Source organism: Pandoraea horticolens (assembly GCF_902459555.1).
Taxonomy (GTDB): domain Bacteria; phylum Pseudomonadota; class Gammaproteobacteria; order Burkholderiales; family Burkholderiaceae; genus Pandoraea; species Pandoraea horticolens.
In genome coordinates, this window is the sequence record NZ_CABPSM010000017.1 from 1 (window position 1) to 22,459 (window position 22,459).

The 22,459-nt window shown below is 63.4% G+C and carries 17 protein-coding genes and 1 riboswitch; of the genes, 7 read left to right on the forward strand and 10 right to left on the reverse strand.

The window, feature by feature from the left end; all coding sequences use genetic code 11:
• From PHO31112_RS22045 to PHO31112_RS22060, 4 genes are all read right to left on the reverse strand, one after another.
• Positions 1–3,068: hypothetical protein (locus PHO31112_RS22045; RefSeq protein ID WP_150623107.1), on the reverse strand; the 3,068-nt coding region annotated here is incomplete at its 3' end.
• Between the two features lie 494 nt (positions 3,069–3,562).
• Positions 3,563–4,045 carry a transcriptional regulator NrdR gene (gene nrdR / locus PHO31112_RS22050; RefSeq protein WP_150623109.1) on the reverse strand — a complete coding sequence of 161 codons (483 nt, stop codon included), beginning with the start codon at positions 4,043–4,045 and terminating at the stop codon, positions 3,563–3,565.
• A gap of 17 nt (positions 4,046–4,062) precedes the next feature.
• Positions 4,063–5,310: a serine hydroxymethyltransferase gene (gene glyA / locus PHO31112_RS22055; RefSeq protein ID WP_150623111.1), complete on the reverse strand. Its 1,248-nt coding sequence runs from the start codon at positions 5,308–5,310 to the stop codon at positions 4,063–4,065.
• Between the two features lie 98 nt (positions 5,311–5,408).
• Positions 5,409–5,515, reverse strand: a riboswitch (ZMP/ZTP riboswitch).
• 288 nt (positions 5,516–5,803) lie between these two features.
• Positions 5,804–7,222 (reverse strand): hypothetical protein, encoded by a 1,419-nt coding sequence (locus PHO31112_RS22060; protein ID WP_150623113.1) that lies wholly within the window; start codon positions 7,220–7,222, stop codon positions 5,804–5,806.
• Positions 7,223–7,378: 156 nt separating this feature from the next.
• Between PHO31112_RS22060 and PHO31112_RS22065 the strand changes: the two genes are divergently transcribed.
• On the forward strand, positions 7,379–7,897 hold the full coding sequence (locus PHO31112_RS22065; RefSeq protein WP_150623115.1) for a 2-thiouracil desulfurase family protein: 519 nt from the start codon (positions 7,379–7,381) through the stop codon (positions 7,895–7,897).
• 41 nt (positions 7,898–7,938) lie between these two features.
• Here PHO31112_RS22065 and PHO31112_RS22070 read toward each other — a convergent pair whose 3' ends face one another.
• The 5 genes from PHO31112_RS22070 to PHO31112_RS22090 all read right to left on the reverse strand — a co-directional run bounded on the left by PHO31112_RS22070 (position 7,939) and on the right by PHO31112_RS22090 (position 14,250).
• Complete coding sequence (locus PHO31112_RS22070) at positions 7,939–8,520, reverse strand: DJ-1/PfpI family protein (protein ID WP_150623117.1); 582 nt, start codon at positions 8,518–8,520, stop codon at positions 7,939–7,941.
• A gap of 226 nt (positions 8,521–8,746) precedes the next feature.
• Entirely contained in the window at positions 8,747–10,003 is a 1,257-nt protein-coding gene (gene boxA, locus PHO31112_RS22075; protein ID WP_150623119.1) for a benzoyl-CoA 2,3-epoxidase subunit BoxA, read from the reverse strand.
• Between the two features lie 37 nt (positions 10,004–10,040).
• The gene (gene boxB / locus PHO31112_RS22080) at positions 10,041–11,468 is read right to left on the reverse strand and encodes a benzoyl-CoA 2,3-epoxidase subunit BoxB (RefSeq protein ID WP_150623121.1); all 1,428 of its coding nucleotides are present in this window, start codon (positions 11,466–11,468) and stop codon (positions 10,041–10,043) included.
• Positions 11,469–11,567: 99 nt separating this feature from the next.
• Positions 11,568–13,223 (reverse strand): 2,3-epoxybenzoyl-CoA dihydrolase, encoded by a 1,656-nt coding sequence (gene boxC, locus PHO31112_RS22085; RefSeq protein ID WP_150623123.1) that lies wholly within the window; start codon positions 13,221–13,223, stop codon positions 11,568–11,570.
• Between the two features lie 112 nt (positions 13,224–13,335).
• Positions 13,336–14,250, reverse strand: coding sequence for a helix-turn-helix transcriptional regulator (locus PHO31112_RS22090; protein ID WP_150623125.1), 915 nt, complete (start codon positions 14,248–14,250; stop codon positions 13,336–13,338).
• 270 nt (positions 14,251–14,520) lie between these two features.
• Between PHO31112_RS22090 and PHO31112_RS22095 the strand changes: the two genes are divergently transcribed.
• The 4 genes from PHO31112_RS22095 (at position 14,521) to PHO31112_RS22110 (ending at position 19,178) form a co-directional block, all read left to right on the forward strand.
• Positions 14,521–14,991 carry a DUF4863 family protein gene (locus tag PHO31112_RS22095; protein ID WP_150623127.1) on the forward strand — a complete coding sequence of 157 codons (471 nt, stop codon included), beginning with the start codon at positions 14,521–14,523 and terminating at the stop codon, positions 14,989–14,991.
• Between the two features lie 41 nt (positions 14,992–15,032).
• The gene (locus PHO31112_RS22100) at positions 15,033–16,637 is read left to right on the forward strand and encodes a 3,4-dehydroadipyl-CoA semialdehyde dehydrogenase (protein WP_150623129.1); all 1,605 of its coding nucleotides are present in this window, start codon (positions 15,033–15,035) and stop codon (positions 16,635–16,637) included.
• A gap of 142 nt (positions 16,638–16,779) precedes the next feature.
• Positions 16,780–18,342: a benzoate-CoA ligase family protein gene (locus PHO31112_RS22105; RefSeq protein ID WP_150623131.1), complete on the forward strand. Its 1,563-nt coding sequence runs from the start codon at positions 16,780–16,782 to the stop codon at positions 18,340–18,342.
• A gap of 14 nt (positions 18,343–18,356) precedes the next feature.
• Entirely contained in the window at positions 18,357–19,178 is an 822-nt protein-coding gene (locus tag PHO31112_RS22110) for an alpha/beta fold hydrolase (RefSeq protein WP_150623133.1), read from the forward strand.
• Positions 19,179–19,234: 56 nt separating this feature from the next.
• On the opposite strand, the gene selD is transcribed toward PHO31112_RS22110, so the two are convergent.
• The gene (gene selD / locus PHO31112_RS22115; RefSeq protein ID WP_150623135.1) at positions 19,235–20,314 is read right to left on the reverse strand and encodes a selenide, water dikinase SelD; all 1,080 of its coding nucleotides are present in this window, start codon (positions 20,312–20,314) and stop codon (positions 19,235–19,237) included.
• A gap of 294 nt (positions 20,315–20,608) precedes the next feature.
• On the opposite strand from selD, the gene PHO31112_RS22120 reads away from it, so the two are divergent.
• Positions 20,609–21,775 (forward strand): transglutaminase-like domain-containing protein, encoded by a 1,167-nt coding sequence (locus tag PHO31112_RS22120; protein ID WP_150623137.1) that lies wholly within the window; start codon positions 20,609–20,611, stop codon positions 21,773–21,775.
• 61 nt (positions 21,776–21,836) lie between these two features.
• On the forward strand, positions 21,837–22,436 hold the full coding sequence (locus PHO31112_RS22125; RefSeq protein WP_150623139.1) for a TlpA family protein disulfide reductase: 600 nt from the start codon (positions 21,837–21,839) through the stop codon (positions 22,434–22,436).
• Positions 22,437–22,459: the final 23 nt, after the last annotated feature.

Sequence of the window (22,459 nt, forward strand, 5' to 3'; positions counted from 1 at the left end):
CCCACGCTCACGCTGTTGATCTTCGACTCGCCCGGCAGATTCTTCGCCTTCGACTCCTGATTGCCGAAGCCGATCGAGCCACCCACCAACGTGTTCTGACCCAGGCGCTTGTCGACACCGATCGCACCGTCCAGACCCTTCACGTCGAACGACATCCCGTCGCCGCGCTGGCTCGTCTTGCCTCCGTTGAACGACGCCCAACCGGTGATGCCGTTGTCGGCCACCCTCGCGCCGTTGGCCGTCTTGTCGTCGAACATCGCACCGCCGGCGATCATGCGCGTTTGCATGCCACGCTGGAACGATGTGGCGGCAGCCTGCGCTGCCACCGCGTTGTTCACCAGCGATTCGCCTGAGAGCATACGGGCCGAGCGGCGTTGTTCTTCCGTGCCAGCCGTTTGCAGCGCCATGGCCGACAGCACCTTGCCACCGATCTTGCCCGACGTCAGATCACCCACCGTCACGCCATCCACCGACGCCAGCACCGCTTGCTCGTTCGCGCTGTAACCACCATCGGCTGCCAGGAACTTGACGATGTTCCGCTCTGTGATCTTCGTGCCGATGTTCGGTTCGGTCGTCGGCTCGGTCGGCGGATCACTCGGGTCCGTAATCGTCGGTTCCGGTTGCTTGCCGCCCGTGATGCTACCGACGGTCTGTCCGAGGCCGGTCACATTCGCGCCTTCTTGCGCATCCACGACTGTGAATCCCTTGATTTCCGAAAGCTCGATATCGTTCGCAACATCCACGTTGACCTGGGTGTTGCTGAAGTTACCTTCGCCCGAAACCTGGATCTTGCCGCCGTCGATGTTCCCCTCGACCTTCTCGACGCGCGAATTGATCTTCGCGCCCGCTTCCGACGTGTAGCTCTCGACGCTGAGCTTGTTCGTGCCCAGATCGATCGTGCCGGCATTGTTCATCGCCTTCACACCACTCACGTCCGTATTCACCACGACCGCAGCCGATTGCGCAACGCTCAACGTGCCCGAACCGAGGGCCTTTTCATGCGCCGCCGTCAGCTTGCCGCCTTGAACACTGATGACGTCGACTTGGCTCTGGTCGCCCGAGAGGGTCAGGTTGCCCGTGCCGACCTTAGTCAGAAGCATCGGCACCGTGGCCACCTGCGGTGCTGCCGGCGCGCGCAGGGTGAGCGACTCGGATTCCTGATTCGCCGTTGTCAACCACTCCTCGACGAGCGATCCGATACCCGCCCCGGTTTTCACAAAACTGCCGCCAAATTCGCCATCCAGGTTCGCAGCCCCCACCGTCAGTGCCGTTTCCCCGGTGATGACATTGCCGGTCCCCGATAGCGAACCGATCTCGATAGACTTCTTGGCGCCGGGGACGGAAGTCACCGTGTACACCCTCGTCGTTTTCGCGCTCGGTGAGGCCACGTCGATGGCATCTCCAACGAACGAAACATCCAGCGTGCCACCGTTCATTCTGACGACTGCTTTATCTGCCGTGGTCTCGCCAACCAAGCCGATCAGGCCTTGATTGGACAATTGGACGTTCTCAAGTGCCGTATCGTGAAACACGACCTTGCCCGATGCAAGATTGTCGATGATCGCGTTCCCACCGGAGCCACCGGTAACAATCGCCGCCCCTTCGTTGTCGAATTTGAGATTTTCGAGATCGACGCCGTCGAAAACAACCAACCCCGACGCCATGTTCTCGATCCTCGCCGCACCGCCGAACGATGCCCGCAACTCCGCGAACCCACTGTTGAATAAGCGCAATCGCTCAAGGGCCGAAGCATCGACTCTCAGATCGCCATCAACCTTATTGAGAACTTCGGCATCCCCGCCCGATGACCGCTCTATGTCCAGGATCCCTGAACTAACGATCGACGATTGCTTGACGTTCGCCCCTTCGAATCTGACAGTCCCGTCTTTCAAGATTGAGATGTTGCTAACACCGGCATCAGCGCCTTCGGCGAACGATACCTCTCCATCTTCGTGCGCCCAGATCCATGCGCCTCCCGCGCTGGTACCCGATTCGAACTTAACGACTCCGCCCGCTTCCAGCAGTGCGGCATTGGCATTGCGATCACGACCAGCCATGATCACCACACCTTTGGCGTCGTCATGAATCCCCCGACCACCCTTCTTAAACGTTAGCGTTCCATTTGAGCCTACGGCAATCCCAAGCTTTCCTTTGCCCTCGATGCCCTGGTGGATATTCAGTTGCCCCTGACTGACATCGACTGCGTGATTCGCACCCTCAGAAACACGTAACGTACCTACATGACGCGTCGCGTCTACCGATCCAGTAATCGGATTCGATGCCGCTCCAGAACGCTGCGTGATTTCAAGCAACGTTTGAGCGCCGATCTCGACGGTTCCCTCGGCATAGCGCTCGTCGAAGTGCGAGTTGAACAGGTTGTCGTCGCGCCACGTCAGCGCGGCGTCAGCGCCGTTTTGCGACGGCGCAACCAATTCCCTGGTATTAGCCATGACCTTGAAGGCCGCTTCGTCGGCCTTGCCCAGTACAGCAATTCGTGTTTCCAGAGCAACAACCTTCGCGGAAATTTCCGATGCCGCATCGAGGCTCTTCAAATGCTCTGCATTGTTTTTCAGGAAGACATCGAGTTGCTTACGCGCATTCGCGAGGTCGCCCGAGTCGGCAGCCAGAACCTTTTGGATCTCCTGTTTGACAATTTCCAGATCCGTCGACCGCAAATCGCGCTCCCAATTAAAATTGAACGCCTGCCCCCCATCCTTTTTCAACTCGACAATCATGCCGTCGATTTTTTCGGATATTTCCGTGAGTTTATTACTATATGCAACCGCATCATCGATATCTTTAGTGCTCGAGTGGATGTTTGATCGCACCATTTTCAACGCACTTTGACGATAAAATATCTTGTCCTTTTCTTTACGTTCTTCTTGCATTGCGACAAGCCGCCCCGTCATTCTCTCGGCGACGTTATCCCTTTCATCGCTCCACGGTGCTGCTTCGCTCTGCATGACTTCCGCCTGCGTGGGCATACTCATCGCGGCCAGCATCGCGGCGACCGCCAGACAGATTTTTGATTGACGAAGTGTTTGCGACGTCTGAAATTTGCTTTGCATTCGATAATCCCCAAATAATTCTTTAGACGACGAATCACCTCATCGTCACCACAACAGCGGCACCTCACCGCGAAGTGGCGAATTCTAGGTACAAGTTATCGAAAGCAAGACGATTACCAGTATTTTTGGTGATCAACCCAAACAGTACGCAGATTCAATATTGCGATTAATCCTATTATTTTCTCCTTTATTTTCATCGGAAATTCCCAAAATTACTCATTTGAATGACGCCATCCTCCCAAAGCGATCGGAATATTAAATACGCATACAACGTTATTCGATCGCAATTCAGTGATTCCCCATCGACCATTTAGTGGGCTCACGTCGTCACATTCGCACTGCCGACATGTCATGGAGAACTCAGTCCGTACGGGCATAAAAAAACCCGTCGTGCCCTTTCAGGCACGACGGGTTTTCCGTCATTCGTGTCGTCAGATCAGGCCCATGGCAGCCTTCCGACGCTCACACGCGCTGTCCATCCATCGTCCTCGCGTTCAACTCACCGGCTTACGTTTGGGCTTGATATCGGTACTGTCGATTTCCTCGAGCACATCGCGAAACTCTGCAATGTCCTCGAAGCTCCTGTACACCGACGCGAAGCGGATATAAGCGATCTTGTCCAACCGCTTCAACTCTCGCATGACCAGTTCGCCGATGCGCTGGCTCATCACTTCGCGCTCCGCGCCGGCCAGCAGCTTGTACTCGATGCGCGCAATCGCGGCATCCATGGCCTCGGCGCTCACAGGGCGCTTGCGAATCGCCAGTTGCATACTCGCGCGCACTTTCGCGCGGTCGTATTCGGCGCGGCTGCCGTCCTTCTTGACGACAGCCGGCATCGCCAGCTCGACACGCTCGTACGTGGTGAAACGCTTGTCGCACGACGGGCATCTCCGGCGCCGCCGAATGGCGGCGCCGTCTTCCGCTTCACGCGAGTCGATGACCTGCGTGTCGTCGTGTCGGCAGAACGGGCAACGCATGCGTCGGCGCTCGCGGCTTAGCCGTAGACCGGGAAACGCTTGGTCAACTCGGCCACTTGCTCGCGTACGCGTTCCAGGTTCTTAGCGTCTTCCGGGTTGTCGAGCACGTCGGCGATCAGGTTGCCGACCCGTTCCGCTTCGGCTTCCTTGAAACCGCGCGTGGTCATGGCCGGCGAGCCCAGACGCACGCCGCTCGTCACGAACGGCTTTTCCGGGTCGTTTGGAATCGCGTTCTTGTTGACGGTGATGTGCGCTTCGCCCAGCGCGGCTTCTGCCGCCTTGCCGGTGATGTTCTTCGCGCGCAGGTCGACCAGCATCACATGCGATTCGGTACGGCCCGACACGATACGCAGGCCGCGCTTGACCAGGGTCTCGGCCATCACGCGGGCGTTCTTCGCGACTTGTTCCTGATAGGCCTTGAATTCCGGCGAGGCAGCTTCCTTGAACGCGACGGCCTTACCGGCGATCACGTGCATGAGCGGTCCACCCTGAATGCCCGGGAAGATAGCCGAGTTGATTGCCTTCTCGAATTCCGCCTTCATCAGGATCACACCACCGCGCGGGCCGCGCAGGCTCTTGTGCGTGGTCGTGGTCACGAAATCGGCGTGCGGCACCGGGTTCGGGTACACACCGGCAGCGATCAGACCAGCGTAGTGCGCCATGTCGACCATGAAGTACGCGCCGACCGACTTGGCGATCTGCGACATGCGCTCGAAGTCGATCTTCAGGGCGAAGGCCGATGCGCCCGCCACGATCATCTTCGGCTTGTGTTGCTGCGCGAGCTTCTCGGCAGCGTCGTAATCGATGTCTTCCTGTTCGTTCAGGCCGTAGCTCACCACGTTGAACCACTTGCCCGACATGTTGACCGGCGAGCCGTGCGTGAGGTGGCCACCGTGCGCGAGGCTCATGCCCATGATCGTGTCGCCCGGCTTGAGCATGGCGAAGTACACGCCCTGATTTGCCTGCGAGCCCGAGTTCGGCTGCACGTTCGCGGCTTCTGCACCGAACAGCGCCTTCACACGGTCGATGGCCAGTTGCTCGACGATGTCGACGTATTCGCAACCACCGTAATAGCGCTTGCCCGGATAACCTTCCGCATACTTGTTGGTCAGTTGCGAGCCCTGCGCTTCCATCACGGCCGGGCTGGTGTAGTTTTCCGAAGCAATCAGCTCGATGTGGTCTTCCTGACGCTGATTTTCTTTCTGAATCGCGGCCCAGACGTCGGGATCGACGGAGGCAACGGTAGATTTCGATTTGTCGAACATGGCGTTTCCGTTGAATTGAACAGATTTTCCGGGAGGGGATGGTGCAGCGCGCCTTCCTTTGTGCTTCGGAAGACGATAGACAGGGCAGCACCAACCATCACGGCTGCCCAGGCGAACGGCAAATAAGACCCCGGCGCTTCCCGGTGGGTTGCTCCACCTCGGGCACACAAGGCTGCGGCCCTAATCGCCAGTCACGCGGGGTTTGTGGCGTCGATAGTTTATGCGAGCTTGCGGCGTTAGGCAACCGGCCCGGCCAACCGCACGACCACCTCGTCGAACGCCCCCTCGGCGGCCGTGACGCCCGATCGTTGCCAACGCCTCCTCCCGACATGAAATGCACGATATGCCGGGTGGATACGCCTAACCTATTGGTGAAAATTTAACAAAAATACTTGAAATAATCTCATCATTTGCCGATAGATGGAAACCAGTGAAGCACGCATCCCCGACCGGCTTTCCAGCATTTCCGCCTTTGTGGTCGACGCCAGCGCCGCTACACATTTCGCTCAGGTGTCAGAAATGGTGACTGTTGTGCCCTGATGGCTGCGGCGCGCGTCGGATATAGCCGCTCCCAGGCTTGCGCCGCCCACGTACCGCCCAACAACGTCACAAGGCAGTCGCGGCGCGACAGAATGCGATGCACCTGCGAATCCGGTTCGTCGACACTTCCATCGTTGCCGGTGCCGGCCGGGAATGCCTGCGCAATGTCATGGGCATCCGCCGCCCACGGCAAGATGTCCGATGCGCCAATCCGGCCCAACCGGTAAGCCATCTCGGCCGCCAGTGCGCGCACGCCGGTCGGGTCCTTCATCTCATCGAACACGGTCTTGCCATCGGTGGCGGGCGTCAAAGCGCCAAGCCGCCGCGCAAACGGTGCGCAATGCTCGCCGTGCCGAAACTGCGTCACATCCGTCAGCGTACCTTCCGGGATCACCGCGCCGTAATGTGACGTATGCGAGATACGCGACGCATCAGGGCGCCCGGAGAGTCCGGGCCAACGTGACGCCTCGGACGATGCGAACGCCTGCCCTCGCGGCAACGTCATGCCATCGCCCTCACGCTCGCCCTGCCCCCCCGAGCCAAGGCAGGCACTGAAGTCGACGGTCATGATGTAAGGCAAATCGTTCTTGTCGCGCCAGACGCCGATGTTCCCCATGGCGGCGTCACAGAGATTCCCGTTGCCGAGCCATAGCGCGGCGATGTAATGCCGCTCCAGCGCACATTGGTAGACGTCGGGAAGTGCGCGGCAGAGCATCGTGCGTCTGTCGTTGCGCGCTTTGACGATGGCGGCATGCGCCTGAGCGTCGGTCCGGGCTTGTGCGGCATTCGTGCCGCGTTGCGCCATCAGCCTGCCAATCTCGTGCGCTTCGGCCCGGGCTTGCTTGCAAGCCTCGCCGGCACCACCGCGCACACCGTCGATCACGCGCCATGCCGCATCGGTTTCGAGCCACTGACCCAGCGCCCGGTAGGCCGGCAGATACGTCGTCGCCAGATAAAGGCGCTCGGGTGCATGCGTCCCATCGAACGCGGACGAGCAGCCGTGCACCAGAAACGCCGTCGGCGTCGCGAGTCCCAGCGCGCCGCACAACCGCGAGGCAAACCACGACTGCGCAGCACTCCGTGCGCCCGGACAAGCCCGCACAACGAACTGCGCTGCCTCCGCGTGCGGCGCCAGCCACAGGCGCGCCGTCTCCCGGCTCACCCCCGACGGCACGACATCGTGCACAGGCTGCGCCTCGGAGAAGTCATGCGGTCCGACCGGGGGCAATGGCGCACCGCTGCCGTCGTGTCCGGTGACAGGCCCGAACGCCGCAAAAGGCGCGGTGTCCGGCGGCGCCCCCTCCCGTTGCGCTCCGGCTGCGGAGAAACGGCCGGAAGCGATACCCGCCGGCAAACAAGCGTTGATGTCCATCACGACACTCCTTGGTCGTATGGCAGGGCGTTCACGCGCTAATCGCGTGTCGGCCGCCCCGGTTGAGATCGGCAGATCTTGCTGCGCCAGCGGGCGGCGCGCTTTGGAAAACGTGGCAAGTTCGGATAATTCCGCCGCGCGTGATAGGCTCGCGCCATGTCTACGTCGCCCCGCATTCTTGTCAGCAGTTGTCTTCTGGGCCATCCGGTCCGCTATCACGGGCGCCCCGCACCCTGCGAATCCGATGCCGCCGCCATTCTCGAACGCTGGCGCGCCGATGGCCTCGTCATGCCGATCTGCCCCGAAGTGGCAGGCGGATTACCCACGCCGCGCGCCCCCGCCGAGATTGCCGGCGCAGCAGACGGCCACGCGGTGTGGCGCAAGCACGCCCGCGTGATGGACGACACCGGGGCCGACGTCACCGATGCCTTTCTCGACGGCGCGCAACACGCGCTCGCGTTGGCGCAGCGTTACGGCATCCGCATTGCGGTACTGAAGGAAGGAAGCCCATCGTGCGGCAGCACATCGATCTACGACGGCTCGTTCAGCGGCCGGAAGATCGCGGGCGATGGCGTGGCGGCCGCACGGTTGCGACAGCACGGCATTGACGTGTTTAGCGAGCACAGGCTGGCAGAGGCAGACGAAAGACTGCGCGCCATCGGTGACGGCCGATAGCGCGCCTTCCCATCACACGCGAGGCAGCCGTCTGCCAGGCATCAAAGCTCGATCTTCGTTCCCAGCACGGCAAGGAACTGCGCGATCCATGCGGGATGCGCGGGCCACGCGGGGGCAGTCACGAGCTTGCCGTCGGTATGCGCCTCGTCGATCGCGATCTCCATGTACTTCCCGCCCGCCAGACGCACCTCCGGCGCACACGCCGGGTACGCCGAACACTCGCGCCCTTCGATGACACCAGCGGCCGCCAGCAACTGCGCGCCATGACAGATCGCGGCGATCGGCTTGTCGTTCTCTGCGAAATGTTTCACCGTCGCGATCACCTCGTCGTTCAATCGCAGATACTCCGGCGCGCGGCCGCCGGGGATCACCAGCGCGTCGAAGTCCGCCGGCGAAAGTCCGTCGAACGTGGCATTCAGCGTGAAGTCGTGACCGCGCTTCTCGCTGTACGTCTGATCGCCCTCGAAATCGTGAATCGCGGTGCGCACCTTGTCGCCTGCCTTCTTGCCCGGGCAGACGACTTCCACCCGATGCCCCACGGCGGTGAGTGCCTGCACGGGCACCATCAACTCGTAGTCTTCGACATAGTCGCCCGCCAATACCAGAATCCGCTTCTTGCCCATGTGACTCTCCGTTCAGAGAAATGGAAGGGAAACAGCCCCTCCATGTTACGCAATTCCGGTGACACCGCCGGGACGCCGTCGAACCTCGCAGTTTCCGGCGTCAGACGAAAAAAAACCGCGTGCCGAAGCACGCGGTGTCAAGCCGGCGCAGAACGCCGTCGGTCAACCTGAAGCCCGCGCCGCCCGTTCGTGTCCGGTACGCGCGAGCCGATATCGTCAGCGGCCGTCAGTAGGTCTCGAGATGCAAACGCCCTTCCGTCTTCATCCGCGGCCAGAGAGACTGCCAGTCGAGTCCGGCCTCGCCCGCGATGGTTTGCAACACTTGCAGCACGCCGTCCTCCATGCCCTTCAATCCGCACACGTAGATGTAGGTGTGCTCGTGACGCAACAGCGCCGCCACATCGGCCGCGCGCTCGCGCATCGCGTCCTGCACGTAGCGCTTGGCTTGTCCGGGCGTGCGCGAGAACGCGAGATTCGTGTCGATGAAATCCTTCGGCAGATTGAGCAACGGGCCGAAGTACGGGAGTTCGCCCTGCGTGCGTGCGCCGAAGAACAGCATCAACTTGCCCGTCGCGCCCTTCAGACGGCGACGGCGACGATACTCCGTCATGGCTCGCATGGGCGCCGCCCCCGTGCCGGTGCAGATCATCAGCAGATGCGAATCGGCGTGGTTCGGCATCAGGAACGTGCTGCCAAACGGCCCCATCACGTTCACCACGTCGCCCTTCTTCAGATCGCACAGGTAGTTCGAGCACACCCCGCCGACTGCCTGCTCGTGATGATCCTTCGTCACGCGTTTGACGGTGAGTGCGAGGTTGTTATAACCGGGACGCTCGCCATCGCGCGGCGAGGCAATCGAGTACTGCCGAGCGTGATGCGCCCGCCCGTCGGCCGTCGTCCCCGGCGGAATGATGCCGATCGACTGCCCTTCGAGCACCGGGAACGGCTGCTTGCCGAAATCGAGCACGATGTGATGGATATCGCTCTCGGCACTCGTGTCGGTCAAGCGATAATTGCCCACCACGGTGGCCTGAACAGGCGTCTTGTGGTTGTACAGATTGACATAGGGCTTTGCGGCAGACCACGGCGGCACGACCGAGCCGCGCACGAGATCCGAGCCGCCGATCACCGGCTCGGGTGCGTCGGCCGAGGCATTGCCGGCGGCGCCCTCAGCCGCTTCGCCGATCGTCCCCTGACCGGCGATGGCGCCGTCCTGCACGGGCAGTTCGTCCCACGTGAGTTGCTCGTCGACAGAGTAAGCCTCGGCCGTGAGCACGTCGCGCCAGTTGTCGATGGCCCCCGTCGGGCACGGCGAGATACACGCCATGCACCCATTGCACGTGTCTGCGCGCACAACGTAGTTGTTCTCGTCGTGCGTGATCGCATCGATCGGACACGTCTCCTCGCAGGTATTGCAGCGAATGCAGATCTCCGGATCGATCAGATGCTGCTTCAGAACTTCGACCGGAACGGGGCCGTTCATGATGCTGTCTCCTTGTGGGGAATGCGCTGCTGCTCTTTTAGTTGAAGCGCACGTACTCGAAGTCGATCGGCTGGCGGTTGATGCCCAGCGGGGGCGGTGCAATCCAGTTGGCGAACTTGCCCGGCTCGACCACCCGGCCCATGAGAGACGCCACATACGCACGATCTTCCGGCGACGGCAGCCACTCGCGCTCGTGGGCGGCCCATTCGGTCTCGTTCACCACGCGACCGTCCGGCGACACGCGTACCCCTGCGAACGTGCCGATCTGGCGGTTGAACGCCTTGTGCGGCACCGTCAGGCGGAAGTCGATGCCGGCCTTCTCCAGCACTTTGTTCCAACGATTCACGCCCGCGACCGAATCCTTGATGTAGTCGTCGCGCAGCACTTCGTTCATGGCGTTGAGCATCGGCACTTCGCGCTCCACGAGCTTGCCATTGTCCACGTCGAGCAAACGGTACATCTGGCCGTTCAGTCGATGGTCGTCGTCGCGCTTGCTTTCTTCATAGCGCCCCTTCAGGCCCGAGCTGTAGAAGATCGCGGCGTTCGACGACTGGTCGGCGCCGAACAGATCGATCGTCACGGAATAGTGGAAGTTGACGTAACGCTGGATCGTCGGCAGATCGATCACCCCCGCCGCACGCAGCTTCGAGACGTCGTCGGTCTTGAGTTCGTTCATCATCTGAGCGGTGCGCGCGATCACCCGCGAAACACCCGACTCGCCCACGAACATATGGTGCGCCTCTTCGGTCAGCATGAACTTCGTGGTGCGCGCGAGCGGATCGAAGCCCGACTCGGCCAATGCCGAGAGCTGGAACTTGCCGTCGCGATCGGTGAAGTACGTGAACATGTAGAACGCCAGCCAGTCCGGCGTCTTTTCGTTGAACGCACCGAGAATGCGCGGATTGTCGTCGTCGCCCGAGCGGCGGCCGAGCAGCGCTTCGGCTTCTTCGCGGCCATCGCGGCCGAAGTAGCGATGCAGCAGGTAGACCATCGCCCATAGGTGGCGGCCCTCTTCCACGTTGACCTGGAACAGGTTGCGCAGGTCGTACATCGACGGCGCGGTCAGCCCGAGGTGACGCTGTTGCTCTACCGAGGCCGGCTCCGTGTCGCCCTGCGTGACGATGATGCGGCGCAGGTTCGCGCGGTGCTCGCCCGGCACGTCCTGCCACGCCGCTTCCCCCTTGTGCTCGCCGAAGTGGATCTTGCGGTCGGCTTCGCCCGGCGTGAGGAAGATGCCCCAGCGATAGTCCGGCATCTTCACGTGATCGAAGTGTGCCCAGCCGCTCGGGTCCACGCTCACGGCCGTGCGCAGGTAGACGTCGAAACCGTGCGAGCCTTCCGGCCCCATGTCGCCCCACCAGGACAGAAAGTTCGGCTGCCACTGTTCGAGCGCACGTTGCAAGGTGCGGTCGTCCGACAGATTGACGTTGTTGGGGATCTTCTCGCTGTAGTTAATCGAAGCCATCGTGGGAATCCTCGTGTCTCGTGCGTATTTTGTGAAAAACGTCTCGCCTGATCTTGCCGCCGCCCGGTGTGGCTCACCCGCGGCGGCACAGCGCATTCGTCAGACGCGGTTCAGATCGAACTGCGCCTTGTTGCCCTTGCCGTAGACCTTCAGTGCGCCCTTCTCGCCCACAGCGTTCGGACGGATGAAGATCCAGTTCTGCCAAGCCGACAGGCGGCCGAAGATACGCGTGTTCATCGTCTCTTTGCCGTTGAAGCGCAGGTTCGCTTCCATGCCGGTGAGCGCATCGGGCGACATGGCCGCACGCTCTTCGATTGCGATACGAATTTCATCCGGCCAGTCGAGATCGTCGACGGCGGCCGTCACCAGCCCCAGACGCTCGGCTTCATCCGGACGCACCGCGCGCCCGATGGTGGCGCGCACGGCGTCCAGCTCTGCCGCGTATTCGTAGAAGCGTCGTGCGAGACGCGACTGATCGGTGACCATCGGCAGCAGGCCGAAGTTGACCTCGGTCAGCGTGATCGCCGGTTCGTCTTCCTCACTCGCGGGCAGCGCAGCCATATACGTGCGGTCGGCCGCGAAAGCGAATTCGGCGAGCGTGCCGGTGAAGCACGAGTCCGGTTCGATCAGTGCGAAGAGCGAGCGCGACGACACGTCGATGCGCGCGAACGTGCGGCGCAGCATGCCGATGGTCTCGCGCACGAACCAGTGATCCTGATGGGCCAGCAGCGAGGCGTCGGCGGCCAGCACGTGCTTCGCCTCGCCTTCGGTGCGCAGCAGCCAGGTGCCGATGTCGAGTTCGTTCGTGCGCAGATTGAGGATGGCGTCGTCGAGTTCGCGCGCCATCTTCAACGGCCACCAGTTCACGCCCGCAGCTTCGATGCCGGCGATGTCCGACGGCGGCGCAGACGTCGGCGCCTTGACGGTCAGACTGGCCGTGCGGTTGGTGCGGTCGATTTCCACTTCGACGAATTCGTAGCGGATGGCATCCGGCGCATCGGTGCGCTCGATGCGCGTGAGCGTCACGCCCTTGCCGCCCGGACGATGGCTGTCCTGGGCCAGTTCCAGGGCGCGGGCCGAAACCGTCTGCGCGAATTGCGCAGGCTTGACCACTTCATCGACCAGACGCCATTGTTTGGCGCGCTCGCCGCGAATGCCCTCGACGATGGTGCAGAAGATGTCGGCGCGGTCGTTGCGCACATGACGCTTGTCGGTCAGACGCGTGAGACCGCCGGTGCCCGGCAGCACGCCCAGCAGTGGCACCTCCGGCAGCGCGACCGACGACGAACGGTCATCGACCAGATAGATCTCGTCGCAAGCGAGCGCCAGCTCGTAGCCGCCGCCTGCGCATGCGCCGTTCACGGCGGCGAGGAACTTCAGGCCGGAGTGGCGGCTGGAATCCTCGAGACCGTTGCGCGTTTCGTTCGTGAACTTGCAGAAGTTGACCTTCCACGCATGCGAGGACAGACCCAGCATGAAGATGTTGGCGCCCGAGCAGAACACACGGTCCTTGGCGCTCGTCACCACCACCGTCTTCACTTCCGGATGCTCGAAGCGGATGCGTTGAACGGCATCGTGCAGTTCGATATCCACGCCGAGATCGTACGAATTGAGCTTGAGCTTGTAGCCCTCGCGAATGCCGCCGTCTTCCGCGATGTCGATCGCGAGGGTGGCTACCGGGCCTTCGAAGCTCAGTTTCCAGTGCTTGTACTGCGTGGGATCCGTACGGTAGTCGACGTGGGGTTTGCCGAACATGATTGCCTCCAACACGAATAATGATCTTGTTGGATTGCAATATAGTGCAGCATAACCACGCCGTCAATCGTTTTTTTTATAAAAAATGAATTATTTTGCATAATCAAGACGCTCAGTCTGACGACAACTGCACTGCAAGGCGTCCGCGCAGTTGCAGATAGGCGTCGGCCAGTGCACGGCCGCCAGTGTCGAAGCTCATGTCGGCCTTGGCGTAGAAGTCCTGCCGGCCCGCCAAAATGCGCTTGAGGTCGTCCATGGCTTCCGCATTGCCCGACATCGGACGCAGATCGCCCTGCGCCACCACCCGTTTCATGTGTTCTTCGGGCGACGCCTGCAACCACACCGTATAGCAGTGCGTCAGCAGGAAATTGAAGGTGGCGGCATCGCTTACGATACCGCCCGGCGAGGCAATCACGGCGCGCGGATGCTCCGCCACCACGGCTTCCAGCGCGCGCAATTCGTAGCGCCGGTACGCGGAGGCGCCATACAACGAATAGATTTCCGACGGCGGGCAACCCGCCAGTTGCTCGATCACCCGATTGAGTTCGACGAACGGCACATGCATATCGTCGGCGAGCATGCGGCCCAGCGTCGACTTACCCGCGCCACGCAGGCCGATAAGCGCAATACGCCCGCGCCGATCGGGATCGCGTTCGCTGCCGGCAAATAACTCGCTCAATGCCTGACGCGCGCGCGTGAGCGCCTCGCCGTCGCGCCCGTGGAGGATCTCGCGGATGAGCAGCCACTCCGCCGACGACGTGGTCTCGTCGCCCACGATCTCCGCCAATGTGCAATTTAGTGCCTGCGCGAGTTGGCGTAGAAACAGTACGGACGCATTGCCTACCCCCGATTCCAGATTAGCCACATGCCGCTCGGAGACAGCCGCATCCAGCGCCAGCGCCTTGCGCGTCAGGCCTCGCCGAGCGCGCAGCGTGCGTACTCGCTCGCCCAGCGCGACCAGGAACGGATCTTTCTCCCCGGCGCCCCGCGCCGTCGGCACCCCATCGGCTTGCGCACTCTTATTCATCAGGCGAGATCCTCGAAGCAGGTAACATGTAATATATTGCTTGACAGGGAAATTTGCATGCTCTAATTTTCACCATGCGTCGATAAAAAAGCAAACGCGGGCCAGACATTCTGCGCATCGTCATTGATCGGCGTCATATCAACAGACAGTGCGCAGACTGCGCTGCGCGAGCGACAGCGCATTGCACAGGCAATGCCGGCCCGGAACGATTCGGGCCTGCCGCTGCCGCCGCGACCGGTACAGCGACTGCGACGTCCCCAGGAGACATGGATGGATGTGCCCCAATTTCAGGCGCTGATTGCTGAACTCACCCGGCAACTCGACGGCCGCGCCATCGACGCCCCCCTCGCCGATTGGCTCAACGCGCACTACGGTGCCGGCTCTCCGGGTTATGAAGCGCTGGCCGACGCCTGCCGCACCGGCGTTGCCGAGGGCTGGCTGTGCAATCGCGAAGGCGGTGGCATTCGCTACGGGCGCGTCATCAAACCCACGCCCGACACACACGGCTTTTCCGTCGACGTGGTGGACATGGCCGATCTGGCAGGCCCGCACCATGTGCATCCCCATGGCGAAATCGATCTGATCATGCCGCTCACGCCGGGCGCGACCTTCGACGGGCATCCGGCGGGCTGGTGTGTCTACGGTCCCGGCACGGCGCATCGGCCGACGGTCGCCAACGGACGCGCGCTCGTCCTGTATCTGCTGCCCGAAGGCGCGATCGAATTCACGCGCAGCGCCTGATACGGCGTGCGCACGTTCCCCTGCTGAATTCACATCGGTTCATGGTCATGAGTACCCCTGCCTTGCTGGAAAACTACGCCGCCGGCCAATGGGTGGCCGGCACGTCGAGCACATCGAACACGGACGAGCGCACCGCGCTCACCGATCCCGTCACCGGCGAGACGCTCGCCTACGTGTCGAGCGCGGGCCTCGATCTCGACGCTGCATTCACCTTCGCACGCGAGACAGCCGGCCCTGCACTACGCGCTTTGTCGTATGGCGAACGCGCGCAGCGGCTCTCGCAAATCGCTGCCGCCTTGCAGACAAAGCGCGACGACTACTACGCCATCGCCACCGCCAATTCGGGAACGGTCGCCACCGACTCCGCCGTCGATATCGACGGGGCCATCTACACGCTGTCGACCTACGCGAAGCTCGGCGCCGCGCTCGGCGACGCGCATACCCTGCTCGACGGCGCCACCGTACCGCTGGCCAAAGACGCATCGTTCGCGGTGCGTCACGTGTTCCGCCCGACGCCCGGCGTGGCGCTGTTCATCAACGCGTTCAACTTCCCCGCATGGGGACTTTGGGAGAAGGCGGCCGGCGCCCTGCTCGCGGGCGTGCCTGTCATCGTCAAGCCCGCGACATCGACGGCCTGGCTAACGCAGCGAATGGTTGCCGACGTCGTCGCCGCAGGCATTCTGCCCCCGGGTAGCCTGTCGGTGATCTGCGGGAGCGCCGCCGGGCTGCTCGACCGGATCGGACCGTTCGACGTGGTCTCCTTCACCGGCTCCGCCGACACCGCTGCCACGCTGCGCGCGCACCCGGCGTTCACGCAACGCTCGGCGCGCATCAACGTGGAAGCCGACAGTCTGAACAGCGCCATCCTGTTGCCCGACGCCGCACCGGGCACCGCCGCCTTCGACCAGTTCGTACGCGAGGTCTCACGCGAAATGACCGTCAAGTCGGGCCAGAAATGCACCGCCATTCGCCGCGCGATGGTGAGCGTCGAACACTTCGATGCGGCGGCCGCCGCCATTGCCGAGCGTCTCGCCAAAACGGTCGTGGGCAACCCGCGCAACGAGACCGTGAAGATGGGGTCGCTTGTGAGCGCCGCGCAGAAACGCGCCGTGCTCGACGGCATCGCCCATTTGCAGGCGGAAGCCGAAACGCTTTACGACGGCAATCGAGACGCCGTCTTCGTCGACACCGGCCCGGACAGCGCCTGTGTCGCCCCAGTGCTGCTCGGCTTGCGCGATGGCGCGGCGGGCAAGCGCGTACACGACACGGAAGTCTTCGGTCCCGTGGCGACGCTCGTCGGCTATCGCGATCTCGATGAGGCGGTAGCCCTCGCCAAGCGCGGACAAGGCTCGCTCGTCGTCTCGCTCTATAGCAACGATGCCATCGCCATGCGCACGCCCGCCCTTGCACTGGCCGACGCCCATGGCCGCGTGCACGCGATCGATCCGTCGGTCGGGAAAACGCAGACCGGACACGGCAACGTCATGCCGCAGTCGCTGCATGGCGGCCCAGGCCGCGCAGGGGGCGGCGAAGAACTGGGCGGCCTGCGCGCGTTGCGCTTCTATCACGTGCGCTCGGCCGTTCAAGGCCCTGCGGCACTGGTCGAAGCGCTGACGCAGGACGCCGTCGAATTTCCGAAGTCTTAACCTATAACGTCAGTAGCCGTCGCAAACCGTCGCAGTCAAGGTGATTCAAACAGGCGCCGTCAGAGCGCCATAAAGCACTCACGCCGCGCGTGCGCCGTTCACTTGTGAGCGGTGCGCCGCGCGGTGATCCACCGGAGGCAACATGCAAGCCGTACTCACCCCACCGCCGGCGAACTTCAACTTCGCTGCGCATCTGGAGGCGCTCAATCGCGGGCGCGCAGCCAAGACTGCTTATCTCGACGACACGCGCACGCTCACCTACGGTGAACTGGCGGAGCAAAGCCGGCGTTTCGCGACCGGCCTCGCCCGCGCGGGTATCCATCGAGAGGAGCGCATCCTGCTCGTCATGCTCGACACCATCGACTTGCCGGTTGCATTCCTCGGCGCGCTGTACGCCGGTGTCGTGCCCGTGGTCGTCAACACGCTGCTCACTGCCGACGATTACGCATTCATGATCGCGCACAGCAAGGCGCAACTCGTGATCGCGTCCGGCGCGCTCATGCCGACAGTGCAAGCAGCCCTCGAGAAAGTGCCTTCGCCCCCGCCGTGTGTCGTCTCGCAACCGATTGCCGCCGAGGCAGGCGCCGCGACCGTCTTGCCGACGTTCGACGCCCTTGTCGACGGTCCGCCAAGCGCACTGCCGGCCGAGACTGCGGGCGACGACATCGCGTTCTGGCTGTACTCGTCGGGCTCGACCGGCAAGCCCAAAGGCACCGTGCATACGCATGCCAACCTGTATTGGACGGCCGAGACCTATGGCCGCAACGTACTCGGCATCCGCGAGGACGATATCGCCTTTTCCGCGGCGAAACTCTTCTTCGCGTACGGGCTGGGCAACGGGCTGACGTTTCCGCTGTCGGTCGGCGCCACGGTCGTGCTGATGGCAGAGCGCCCGACGGCGCAAGCCGTAGCGCAGCGGCTATGCCAACATCGCCCGACGATCTTCTACGGCGTGCCGACGCTCTACGCCAACCTGCTCGCATCGCCGCACCTGCCCGCGCGCGAAGACGTCGCGTTGCGTTTGTGCACCTCGGCAGGCGAAGCGCTGCCGCGCGAAATCGGCGAGCGGTTCACGGCGCATTTCGGTGCGGAGATTCTCGACGGCATCGGCTCGACCGAAATGCTGCACATCTTCCTGTCGAACCGCACGGGACAAGTCGCCTACGGCACGACCGGCGAGCCGGTGCCGGGCTACGCCGTGGAGTTGCGCGACGAGAACGGCCAGCCCGTGCCCGATGGCGAGATCGGCGACCTGTACATCAAAGGGCCGAGCGCGGCGCTCATGTACTGGTGCAATCGCGAGAAGTCGCGCTCGACGTTCCTCGGCGACTGGCTTAAGAGCGGCGACAAATACCAGCGTCTGCCCAATGGGTATTACGTGTATGCCGGGCGCAGTGACGATATGCTCAAGGTCAGCGGCCAGTACGTCTCGCCCATCGAAGTAGAGATGGTGCTGATGCAGCACGACGCCGTGCTCGAAGCCGGGGTCGTGGGACGCGACGACAATGGCCTGACCAAGACGCAGGCTTTCGTCGTCCTCAAGCCGGGCGTCACGGCGACCGAGGCGATGGCAACCGAGTTGAAAGCGTTCGTCAAGGCTCGGCTGGCGCCGCACAAATATCCTCGCGAGCTGGTGTTCGTCGACGATCTGCCGAAGACGGCCACCGGCAAGGTGCAGCGCTTCAAGCTGCGCGAATTGCTTTAGGAGACGACAAGACGATGTCGGACGTACAGTTCGCCCGGATCGAGACGGCCTCGCACGGCCCGCTCTCGCTGGAGTATCGATGGATCAACCGCGAGCGCACGCACGCCCCGCTGCTGGTGTTTCTGCACGAGGGGCTCGGTTCCGTTGCCATGTGGAAGGACTGGCCGCAGCAGTTGTGCGACGCGGGCGGCTATCGCGGCCTCGTGTATTCGCGCAACGGCTATGGCCGCTCCACGCCGCGCGCGCGTGACGAGAAGTGGCCGGTGGATTTCATGCACCGTCAGGCGCGCGAGGTGTTGCCCGCGTTTCTCGATGCGGTCGGTGTCGGCCCCGAGCAGGCCGATCGTGTGTGGCTCGTCGGGCATAGCGACGGCGGCTCGATCTCGCTGCTATTCTCGGCCGCGTTCCCGGACCGGCTCGCCGGTGCCGTGGTGCTCGCGCCGCACCTCTTCGTCGAGGATCTGTCGGTCGAGAGCATTGCGAAGACGAAGACCGTGTACGAGACGACCGATCTGCCCGCGAAGCTCGGCCGCTATCACGACGACGTCGAGTCGGCGTTCTGGGGCTGGAACGATATCTGGCTGGACCCGGCGTTTCGCGAATGGAATCTGGTCGGCGCCGTGGCGAGCATCTCGAAGCCGTTGCTCGCGATTCAGGGCGAAGACGACGAGTACGGCACGATGGCGCAGATGGACAGCATTGCAGCGCATGTGCCGCACGCGAAGGTGGTGAAGCTGCCGGCGTGCGGACATTCGCCGCATCGCGATGCGCCTGCGCCGCTGGGTGAGACCATCATCGCCTTCATTGGCGCTCACGCAGACCGTCAGGCGGCATAACGCGTGCGGGCGCCCCGCTTCGCAAGTTCAGGAAAGGCGCCCGCCGGCAACCCAGGTCAGATCACGCGCACACCAGGAGTGCCCGGACGCATCGCGCCGACGATCGCCGCTTCGTCGAAACCGTCGGCACGGAATACCGCCAGCACATTGTCGACCGCACCGGGCGCGCAGGACACCAGCAAGCCGCCTGCCGTCTGTGGATCGCACAGCAAATCGCCGTCGCGTGCGGTAAGACGCTCGCCCATTTCCACGGATGCCCCATAGGACGCCCAGTTACGCCCGGACGCCCCCGTGATGCACCCGTTGTCGGCCAATTCCCGCACGCCGTCGAACAGCGGCACATCGGACATGCGCAGATACGCCGCCAGATTCGCGCCCCGGCACATCTCCAGCGTGTGGCCGAGCAGACCAAAGCCGGTCACGTCCGTGAGTGCATGCACGCCCGGCAACGCGGCGAGCGCCGGGCCGACGCGATTCAGGCGCGTCGTGGCGTCGATCATGCGGCGATAGCCCGCCTCGTCCAGTTGATTCTTCTTGAGCGCCGCCGACATGACGCCGACACCGAGCGGCTTGCCGAGAACCAGCACGTCACCCGCCTGTGCGTCCGAATTGCGCTTCAGACGCTTCGGATGCACCACGCCGAGCGCGGCGAGGCCATAGATCGGCTCGACCGAGTCGATGCTGTGCCCGCCGGCAATCGGAATACCCGCCTCGGCGCAGATCGACTCGCCACCGCGCAGAATCTCGCGAATCGTCTCGCGCGGCAGCACATTGATCGGCATGCCAACGATGGCCAGCGCGAAGATCGGCTTGCCGCCCATCGCGTAAATGTCGGACAGCGCATTGGTCGCGGCGATACGGCCGAAGTCGAACGGGTCGTCGACGATCGGCATGAAGAAGTCCGTCGTCGCGATGATGGCTTGCTCGTCGTTGAGCTGGTAGACCGCAGCATCGTCAGACGTCTCCGTGCCGACGAGCAGCGCTGCCGGCGCCGGCAGCGGCGCTTCGTTACGGGCGAGTAGTTCGGAAAGCACGCCCGGCGCGATCTTGCAGCCGCAGCCGCCACCGTGCGAGAGCGAAGTCAGACGCGGCGCGGCCGGTGCGGCGCCTGCTTGAGTTGCATCGATTGCGGTCATGGTCGTTGGTGTTCGTTGGAGATTGGCCGGAAACCCGTCGCAAGGCGTACCGCGGTGCCGCTCAAGGCGTCGTTGATACGCTCCGCTCCCGGAATGACGACAGTTTGCCAAAAGTCGACGTATTATGAAGCAGCTTTGGCGCGTCGATATGTCTCGAATGGGTCGATAGACGTCTGTCGATGCCGCCATGCTACCGATTCACATCGTCCCTGCATCGCAGAACGCCATTGCTGCCGTATTGCAGCACCCTAATTACCATGCGCCGTGAGCGCTGACGCCAAGGGAGACCTCATCATGCAACGCCGCCGTTTCCTCTCGCTGGGTGCCTGCGCCCTGCCCGCCTCTGTCCTGTCGACTTCGCTGCTGCCCGCCCATGCGCAGGCGGCACCCTCACGCACACCGGCAGGCACGCCGTCGGCCAGCCCCGTCGAAGGCTGGCGTACCTTCGAACTGACGACGCAGGTCGACCTGCCGGCCGGTAACGGTAACGGCCCGGCAAACGTCTGGCTGCCGGTGGCAACCTCGCCGTCCGGGGGCTACCAGCGCGCGCTCGGCGCACGCTGGGAGGCGCCGGGGGCCAACGCCGAGTTGCGCACGGTGCGCGGCGCGTCAGGCATCGGTGTGCCGATGCTGGCCGTGGCCTGGCCCGATGGCGCGACGCAAGCGCCCCGCACGGTCACGCTGGTGAACACCTTCGCCACGCGCGACCGGCATGTGGATCTGGCGCAGCCGCCCTCGGCCAACGCACCACGCGAAGCGCCCGAAGTGCTGCGTCAATATCTCCGCCCGACGGCGCTTCAGCCGACCGACGGCCTCGTGCGCGAGACGGCCGAGAAGATCACACGCGGCGAAAAGGGTGATGTGGAAAAAGCACGCGCCATCTATCAGTGGATCGTCGAGAACTGCCGCCGCGAAGGTTCGGTGCGCGGCTGCGGCACCGGCGACGTGCGCTACATGCTGACCACCGGCAACCTCGCGGGCAAGTGTGCCGATATCAATGCGCTCTTCACCGCGCTCGCACGCTCGGTCGGCATTCCCGCACGCGACGCTTACGGGGTGCGCGTCGCGGCGTCGAATCATGGCTTCAACAGCCTGGGCAAGGCAGGCGACGTCACGCGTGCGCAGCATTGCCGCGCCGAGTTCTACGCCGCCGGCTACGGCTGGGTGCCGGTCGACCCGGCAGACGTGCGCAAGGTCGTGCTCGAGGAAGTGCCGGGCGGCCTGCCGGTCGACGACCTGCGCGTGCGTGCGGCGCGCGCGATGCTCTTCGGGCAGTGGGAGATGAACTGGGTCGCGTTCAATCACGGCGCTGACGTGCCGCTGCCGGGCGCGCGAGCCGCACAAGACAACACCGTCCCGTTCCTTATGTATCCGAACGGCGAAGTGGCGCGTGCCCAGCTCGACAGCCTCAATCCGGACACCTTCCGCTATCGCATGAACGCCCGCGAGATCACGGCCTGATACCTGATACGAACCACGGTATCCACGACCTCCAGAACATCACACGAAGGAGCGCATCGCCATGCAGCGGCGTCATTTTCTTCACACCCTCGGGGCCCTCGGGACGGCCGGCGCGCTAGGCGGCACCGGCACGCAGGCGTTGGCGGCCGGCCCGGCCAAGGGAGCGGCGGAAGTCGATGACAGCACGCTCGCCGGCGCCTCCGGCGGCACGCTGTCGGCATGGCGCGGCACCACACCGGCGTTCACGCTCGACGGACTCGATGGCAAGCCGTACGCGTTGTCGGAATGGCGCGGGCGCGTGGTCATCCTCAACTTCTGGGCAACGTGGTGCGGCCCCTGCCGCGAAGAAATTCCGGCGATGGGCGCGGTGGCGCGTCAATACCGTCAGCGAGGCCTCGCGCTGGTCGCGGTCAATTACAAAGAACCGATCGCCACGGTCAAGCCGTTCATCGACAAACTGCCTATCGACGGCACAGTCCTGCTCGATGCCGACGGCGCGGTCTACAAGCGCTTCGGATCGCTCGGCTTGCCCGCCACGTATCTCATCGATCGGGCGGGCAACGCGCGCTTCTGGCGCATGGGCGAACTGGCATGGAGCGACGTCGGCCTGCACGGGCACATCGAGGCGCTGCTCACGCAAAAGGGTGGCGCGACGGCCTGACGCCCCCCCCCCCCCACACACCG